Annotated in this window: 8 protein-coding genes; 7 read left to right on the top strand and 1 reads right to left on the bottom strand. The window is 71.5% G+C overall.

Annotated features, from left to right (window positions below):
* The 7 genes from HW577_RS04400 to HW577_RS04370 all read left to right on the top strand — a co-directional run.
* The coding region (locus HW577_RS04400) for an L-lactate permease (RefSeq protein ID WP_198374852.1) at nt 1-439 on the top strand (439 nt) is incomplete at its 5' end.
* Between the two features lie 69 nt (nt 440-508).
* The gene (locus HW577_RS04395) at nt 509-1,486 is read left to right on the top strand and encodes a Bug family tripartite tricarboxylate transporter substrate binding protein (RefSeq protein ID WP_198374851.1); all 978 of its coding nucleotides are present in this window, start codon (nt 509-511) and stop codon (nt 1,484-1,486) included.
* A 112-nt stretch (nt 1,487-1,598) separates the two neighbouring features.
* Entirely contained in the window at nt 1,599-2,240 is a 642-nt protein-coding gene (locus HW577_RS04390; protein ID WP_198374850.1) for a YjbE family putative metal transport protein, read from the top strand.
* Between the two features lie 156 nt (nt 2,241-2,396).
* Entirely contained in the window at nt 2,397-3,371 is a 975-nt protein-coding gene (gene dctP / locus HW577_RS04385) for a TRAP transporter substrate-binding protein DctP (RefSeq protein ID WP_198374849.1), read from the top strand.
* 75 nt (nt 3,372-3,446) lie between these two features.
* Nucleotides 3,447-4,043, top strand: a complete 597-nt coding sequence (locus HW577_RS04380) for a TRAP transporter small permease (protein WP_232474673.1) — start codon at nt 3,447-3,449, stop codon at nt 4,041-4,043.
* A complete protein-coding gene (locus HW577_RS04375) occupies nt 4,040-5,317 on the top strand; it encodes a TRAP transporter large permease (RefSeq protein WP_198374848.1) in 1,278 nt (425 codons plus the stop codon). Before HW577_RS04380 ends, HW577_RS04375 begins: the two co-directional genes overlap by 4 nt.
* Nucleotides 5,314-5,961 (top strand): DNA-3-methyladenine glycosylase family protein, encoded by a 648-nt coding sequence (locus HW577_RS04370; protein ID WP_198374847.1) that lies wholly within the window; start codon nt 5,314-5,316, stop codon nt 5,959-5,961. The genes HW577_RS04375 and HW577_RS04370 overlap by 4 nt, the downstream gene beginning before the upstream one ends.
* Here HW577_RS04370 and HW577_RS04365 read toward each other — a convergent pair.
* The gene (locus tag HW577_RS04365; RefSeq protein WP_198374846.1) at nt 5,939-7,114 is read right to left on the bottom strand and encodes an FAD-binding domain-containing protein; all 1,176 of its coding nucleotides are present in this window, start codon (nt 7,112-7,114) and stop codon (nt 5,939-5,941) included. The two genes, HW577_RS04370 and HW577_RS04365, sit on opposite strands and share 23 nt — an antisense overlap.
* Nucleotides 7,115-7,130 lie beyond the last annotated feature (16 nt).

Here is a 7,130-nt window from a genome sequence, read left to right as displayed (position 1 = left end):
GGGCGCGGTGAAGCGGGCCGCGCGGCCGGCCGCCGTGCTGCTGCTGTATGTGCTGCTTGCGCGCATGATGGCGGGCAGCGGTGCCACGACCGCGCTGGCCGAGGCCGCGGCGGGCGCGCTCGGCGCCGCGGCGCCCTATGCGGTGCCGCCGCTTGGCCTCATTGCCGGCATGGTGACGGGCAGCAATGTCGGCTCCAACGCCGCGCTGATGCCGGTGCAGAAGGCGCTCGGCCTCGCCGCGGGGATGCCGCCGCTGCTGGCACCCGCCGTGCACAACTTCGCCGGCGCGGCGGGGGCGGGCATGTCCTTCGGCGTGACGGCGCTGGTCTGCGGGCTGCTCGCGGACGGCACGCGGCCGCGCCAGGTCTGGCGGCTGCTGTTGCCGTCGATGGCCGCGGTGCTGCTCGTCGGCTGGGCGGCGGTCGCGCTGCTGCGCTGAGGCCGGGCTTGCGCCCGCGTGCGGCAGGCGACAGGCTTCCGGGCAAGAAGACCACCGGAGAGGAACGCCATGGCCATCTTCACCCGCCGCGCCGCGCTCGCGGCCGCTGCCGCGCTGCTCGCGGCACCCGCCGTGCGCGCGCAGGGCGCCTTCCCGAACAAGCCGCTGCGCATCATCGTCCCCTACCCGCCCGGCGGCGTGACGGACATCATGGGGCGCCTCGCGGCGGAGGCGATGGCCCGCCATCTCGGCCAGCCCGTGGTGGTCGAGAACCGTGCCGGCGCGGGCGGCAACATCGGCGCCAAGGCCGCCGCGCAGGCGGAGCCCGACGGCTACACCATGCTGCTCGGCACCATGGCGACGCAGGGCGTGAACCCGGTGCTGTATCCCGACCCGTCCTTCGACCCGCGGCGGGACCTGGTGGGCGTGGGCATGATGGCCGACATGCCGAACATCCTGGTGTGCAACCCGCGCCGCTGGAACCCGGCGAACGCGCAGGAAGCGATCGCGCGCATGAAGGCGGAGCCGGGCAAGATCCTGTTCGGCTCGGTCGGCAACGGCTCCTCCTCCCATCTCAGCCAGGTGATGCTGACGCGCATGGCCGGGCTCGACGTGGTGCACGTGCCCTATCGCGGATCCTCGCCGGCCGTCGCGGCCATGATCGCAGGCGACCTCGACCTGCTGTTCGACGCCTCGGCCACCTCCGGCCCGCATGTCCGGGGCGGGACGCTGAAGCCGCTCGCCATCACCATGAACCGGCGGCTGGGCTCGCTGCCCGACATCCCGACGCTCGAGGAAGCGGGCGTGCGCGGCTATCACCTGTCCGTCTGGAACGGCGTGCTGACGCAGGCGCGCGTGCCGGCGCCGATCCTCGCACGGCTGCAGGATGCCTTCGGGAAGGCGATGGATGGGCCCATGCTCGACCGGCTCCGCGCCAACTTCACCGAGCCGCTGGTGATCCCCCCGGCCCAGCTGCAGCCCTGGCTGAACGAGGATGCTGAACGCTGGGTGCGCATCGCGCGGGAGAGCAACATCCGGGCGGACTGACGCACGGATCGTGGACAGCGCATTGCGCGCTTGAAACTTGCCGCCGGGCCGCCGGGGACTAGCCTCGGCGGCAGCGGGTCCGCATGCGGGCGGGGCCCGGCGGGAGACCCTGATGGACTGGTTCGTATCCTCGGCGCCGCGCTTCCTTGAGATACTGTGGCTCAACATCGTCCTGTCTGGCGACAACGCCGTCGTCATCGGCATGGCCGCGGCGGGGCTCTCGCCCAAGCTGCGCAGCCGCGCAGTGCTGTTCGGGATCGTGACCGCGGCGGTGCTGCGCGTCATCTTCTCGATCTTCGCGACCTACCTGCTGAACCTGTGGTGGGTGGCGCTGGTGGGCGGCCTCGCGCTGCTCTACATCGCCTGGACCTTCTTCAAGGAGCTCCGCCACCATGGCGAGGAGGCCGAGGAGGGTGGCGGCGAGTCGCGGGAGAAGACCCTCGCCCAGGCGCTGTGGCAGATCGTCCTCGCCGACGTGTCCATGAGCCTCGACAACGTCCTCGCCGTGGCGGCCGTGGCACGCAACGATGTGGTGATGCTCGTCATCGGCCTGACCGCCTCGATCATCCTGATGGGCCTGCTCGGCGGGCTGCTCGCCCGGCTGCTCGACCGCTTCAAGGTGGTGGCCTATGTCGGCGTCGCCCTCATCGCCTGGATCGGCCTGGAGCTGACCTGGGAAGGAACGGCCGCGGCGAACGAGGCGCTCAACCTCGGCCTGCCCATCGCCGCACCGCACCGCCCTGCCCCGCATTGATGCGGGGCAGGCGGATCGCCCGGACCGCGCCGGAACCGGCCGGGGCATCGCCGAAGAATTGGGCAGAACCACCGCTCCGCCGCGGGCAGCATTGCCAGCGGCCATGGTGCCCGGCTAACTCCCCCTGGGATACGATCCTATGGGAGGACGACACGAATGAAACTGACACGAAGGCTGGCCCTCGCGGTGACGCTTGCCGCACCGCTGGCCGCCGCGCCGGCCATGGCGCAGACCCAGATCACCGTCCAGCACGCCCTGCCCGCCAACAGCCATACCGGCGTCGGCGCCACCACCTTCGGCCAGACCTTCGAGCGCCTGACGAACGGGCGCTACCGCGTCGTCGCCCAGCGCAACGACAATGAGCGGGAGATGATCGAGAGCGTGCAGATCGGCACGATCGACTGCACCTTCACCTCCACCGGCCCGGTCGGGAACTTCGTCCCGGAGGTCCGCGTCTTCGACGTGCCGTTCCTGTTCCGCGACGCCGCCCACGCCCGCGGCGTGCTGGATTCCGAGATCGGGCAGCAGGTGCTGCAGCGCTTCCAGGCGCGTGGCCTGGTCGGCGTGATCTGGATCGAGAACGGCTTCCGCAACCTCACCAACTCCCGCCGCGAGGTCAACACGCCGGCGGACATGCGGGGCCTCAAGATCCGCACCATGGAAAACCAGGTGCACATGCGGGCCTTCACGCAGCTCGGCGCTCTGCCGACGCCGATGGCCTTCTCCGAGCTGATCCCCGCGCTGCAGCAGGGCACGGTGGACGGGCAGGAGAACCCGATCTCGGTCATCGTGGCGAACAACATCAACCAGGTGCAGCGCTTCATGACGCTGACCCGCCACGTCTATTCGCCGCAGGTCATGATCTGCAACCCGCAGACCGTGGCGCGGCTGAACGCGGCGGACCGCGCCCTGTTCCAGCAGGCGGCCCAGGAAGCCCAGCGCGCCAACCGCGCCCGCGTGACGGCGGATGACGAGAGCGGCGTGGCCGAGCTCCGCCGGCGGGGCATGACGGTGATCACCGAGGTCGACACCTCCGCCTTCCAGCAGGCGCTCGCGCCCGCCTTCGCGGAGTGGGAACGGACCCTCGGCGCCGACCTGCTGCGCCGCATCCGCGACTGGCGTCCGAACTGAGGCCGCGCTTCGGCGCAGCATGAAGGGGGCGCGCGGAGCGTCGCGCGCCCCCCAAGATCCAAGGCAGGGGCTTCGATGAACGCGATGAACGTCCTGCCGCTGCAGGTGACGGCAGCGGCGACGCTGGCGGCCGTGGCGGTGGCGCTCTGGGCAGGGTCGGGCGACGGCGCCCGGGGCACGGTCCGGCGCGCCATCCTTTCCCTCGACCGCGTCTCGACCGGGATCGCGACGCTGCTCGCGAGCCTCGCGCTCACCGTCGCGGTCGGCGCGGGGCTTTGGCAGGTGGTGGCGCGCTTCGCGACCGAGACGCCCTCCGTCTGGTCCGAGGCGCTGGTCCGCACCGCGCTGATCTGGATGGCCTTCATCGGCGTGGCGGTGGCGCTGCGCGCCGGCGCGCTGGTCTCGATCGACGTCGCGCACCGCTATTCCTCGGGCGCGCTGCGCCGCGCGCTGGAGGCGGCGACGATGGCCTGCTGCCTGTCGATGCTGGGCGTGATGTTCTGGTTCGGCTGGATGATGGCCGACCGCGTGCAGTTCCAGGAGATGGCCGGGCTCGAGGTCTCGATGTCCTGGGGCTATGCCGCCATCCCGCTCGGCGCGGTCTTCGCCATGGTCGGCACGGTCGCGCATTTCCTCGACCGACGCGCCGAGGAACTGGAGAACGCCGTATGAGCGGAATGATGCTCACGGTGATGCTGGTGCTGTTCGCCGCCAGCATCCCGGTCGCGATCGCCATCGGGCTTGCCGCGGTCGTCGGCATCGCGGGCTACACGAGCTTCCCGCTGATCGTCGCCGCGCAGCAATTGTTCGTGGCGCTGGACCGCTTCCCGCTCGCCGCCATTCCCTTCTTCATCCTGGCGGGCAACCTGATGGAAGTGGGCGGCATATCGCGCCGCCTGGTGGAATTCGCGCGGTCGATCGTCGGCGGCGTGCAGGGCGGGCTGCCCGCGACCTGCGTCGTCACCTGCATGATCTTCGCCGCGATCAGCGGATCCTCCGTCGCGACCACCTTCGCGATCGGGGCGATCATGATCCCCGCACTGGTGCGCGCGGGCTATCCGGTGGGCTTCGCGGCGGCGCTGCAGGCGACGGCGGCGGAGCTGGGCGTGATCATCCCGCCCTCGATCCCGATGATCCTGTACGGCGTGACGACGCAGACCTCGATCCCCGAACTGTTCATCGCCGGCTTCGGGCCGGGCCTGCTGATCGGCGGCGCGCTGATCGCGACCGTGCTGGTCTGGTGCCGGATCAGGGGCTGGGGGAAGCAGGATGGCGAGAACCGCCTGCCCTTCCTGACCGCCACGCGGCAGGCCGGCTTCGCGCTGGTGATGCCTCTTGTCGTGCTCGGCGGCATCTATGGCGGCATCACCACGCCGACCGAAGCCTCCGTCATCGCCGTGGTCTACGCGCTGCTGGTGGGGATGTTCCTGCACCGGGAGATCGGGTTCCGCGACCTGCTGCCGATCTTCCGCAAGTCGGTGATCAGCAGCGCGGTGATCATGTTCATCATCGCCTGCGCGGCGCTGTTCTCCTGGCTGCTGAACCGGCAGGGCGTGCCGGACGCGGCGGCCGAGTGGCTCGCCACCGCCTTCGATTCCGGCGCCCTCTTCCTGCTGGTGGTGAACCTCTTCCTGTTCGTCGTCGGCATGTTCGTGGAGACCTCGGCCTCGATCATCGTGCTCGCGCCGATCCTGTCGGAGGCGGCGCAGAAGCTCGGCATCGACGGCGTGCATTTCGGCACGATCATGGTGGTGAACCTCGCGCTGGGCATGATCACGCCGCCCTTCGGCGTGAACCTGTTCGCCGCGGCGCAGGTGGCGGGATGCAGCATCGACAAGATGATGCGCCCGCTTGCCATCTTCATCGGCGTGGTCTTCGCCTGCCTGATGGTCATCACCTACGTGCCCGCCATCACGATGACCCTGCCGCAACTGGTCTTCCGATGAGCATCGGGACGCCGGAGGCGCTGCGGCACCTCCGGCGGGACCCGGCGCTGAAGCGCGTCATCCGCCAGGTCGGCCCCTGCACGCTCAAGCCGGCGCGCCGCCAGCCCTATGAGGCGCTGGTCCGCGCCATCGCCCACCAGCAGGTGCATGGCCGCGCGGCGGAGGCGATCCTCGGCCGTTTCCTGGCCCTGTGCGACCAGCCCGGCTTCCCGCCGCCCGAGGCGGTGCTGGCCCTCACCCCCGAACAGATGCGCGGCGCCGGGCTGTCGGCGAACAAGGTGCTCGCCATCCGCGACATCGCGGAGAAGGCGGCGCTCGGCATCGTGCCGACGCGCGCGGCCGCGCGGCGCCTGTCGGACGATGCGCTGGTCGAGCGGCTGGTGCCGCTGCGCGGCGTCGGGCGCTGGACGGTGGAGATGCTGCTGATCTTCACCCTCGGCCGGCCGGATGTTCTGCCGGTGGACGATTTCGGCGTGCGGGAGGGCTATCGCCTGGCCGCCGGGCTCGAGGAACAGCCCAGGCCGCGCGCGCTGGCGGAGATCGGCGAAGCCTGGGCGCCCTACCGGACGACGGCCGCCTGGTATTTCTGGCGCGCGGCGGACCTCGCCAAGGACGGGCGCTTCAGGCAGCCGCAGGCGATCTGACCAGCGCCTCGGTGAGGTCCGGGATGTGCTCCCGGAAAGCGAAGAAGCCCTTGGTCGCGCGCGGCCAGCAGAGGCTGTCCCAGTCCCGCCGCACGCGCAGCAATGGCAGGCCGGCCAGCGCATCCGCCGTCCAGCCGACCGGCGCCCAGGGTGTGACGATGCGCGCCGCGCCGTGGGAAGCGGCGAAACCGGGCACCTCCTCCAACGCCACGCGCGACGCAGGCACGCCGTACCGCGCGGCGGCGCGCAGCAGCGCATCCTCCATGGCCGCTTCGGCGAAGGCGCGCGCGCCGGGCGCGGCGCCGAGCGGGGACCGGCGATCCTTCGTGACGACGCCCGCCACCGCCACGATGCGCGCCGCGCCGAGGTCGAGGCTTTCCGGGTGCAGGTCGTCCTCGTGCAGCAGCAGCAAGGCGGGCCCCTCCACCACGCGGTCGGGCGCTGGCAGCGGCGCCGCGGCCGGCGCCGGCCCGTCGTCGAGCGGCGCGGGGTCCTCGTCCAGCTGCCCGCGCGGCTCGAAGCGCCCGCCGGTGAAGCGCGCGATGTTCTCCACCCGCGCGACATAATGCTTGCCGCGCGTCTGCATCCCCGCGACCCAGCGCCAGGACAGCGTGTTGGACGCCGCATCGGCATCGAGCAGGTGGCGCAGGAAGACATCGGCGCCGAGCGCCCAGGGCAGGCGCAGGGAAAAGATCCAGATGCTGGCGAACCACATGCGGGCGTGGTTGTGCAGCCAGCCCGTCTCGACCAGCTCGCGCGCCCAGGCGTCGAAGCATTCGATGCCCGTCTGACCGCGCAGCGCGGCCTCGTAGCCCGGCGGTGGGGCGGCGAGCGCGGCGTCCCGCGCCTGCCCGTAGCGCGTCCAGACCGAGGGCCGCATCTCGAGCCAGCCCTTCCAGTAGGACCGCCAGAAGACCTCCTGGATGAATTTCTCCGCCGCGCGCGGGCCATGCTGCTTGAGTGCGGCCGCCACAAGCTCGCCCTCCGTCACCAGCCGGTGCCGCACATGGGGGGACAGCATCGAGACGTCCCGCCGCGCGCCCGGGCCAGGGTCGTGATTGCGCCCGGCTTCGTAGGCGCGGCCCATGCGCGGGGCGAAGTCGGCCAGGCGCGCGAGGGCGGCGGCGCGGCTGGGCGGGGCGATCTCCGTCATCGTCGCGCATGTGGCA

Source organism: Neoroseomonas rubea (assembly GCF_016106015.1).
GTDB classification, from domain to species: Bacteria; Pseudomonadota; Alphaproteobacteria; order Acetobacterales; family Acetobacteraceae; genus Neoroseomonas; species Neoroseomonas rubea.
Note: the sequence above shows the minus strand (reverse complement) of the source record. Positions and strands in the feature narration are given on the sequence as shown.

What these genes read in the sequence shown, in the direction of transcription:
- HW577_RS04395 (WP_198374851.1), top strand. Translation starts at nt 509, where the DNA reads ATGGCCATCTTCACCCGCCGCGCCGCGCTCGCGGCCGCTGCCGCGCTG.
- HW577_RS04390 (WP_198374850.1), top strand. Translation starts at nt 1,599, where the DNA reads ATGGACTGGTTCGTATCCTCGGCGCCGCGCTTCCTTGAGATACTGTGG.
- dctP (WP_198374849.1), top strand. Translation starts at nt 2,397, where the DNA reads ATGAAACTGACACGAAGGCTGGCCCTCGCGGTGACGCTTGCCGCACCG.
- HW577_RS04380 (WP_232474673.1), top strand. Translation starts at nt 3,447, where the DNA reads ATGAACGCGATGAACGTCCTGCCGCTGCAGGTGACGGCAGCGGCGACG.
- HW577_RS04375 (WP_198374848.1), top strand. Translation starts at nt 4,040, where the DNA reads ATGAGCGGAATGATGCTCACGGTGATGCTGGTGCTGTTCGCCGCCAGC.
- HW577_RS04370 (WP_198374847.1), top strand. Translation starts at nt 5,314, where the DNA reads ATGAGCATCGGGACGCCGGAGGCGCTGCGGCACCTCCGGCGGGACCCG.
- HW577_RS04365 (WP_198374846.1), bottom strand. Translation starts at nt 7,114, where the DNA reads ATGACGGAGATCGCCCCGCCCAGCCGCGCCGCCGCCCTCGCGCGCCTG.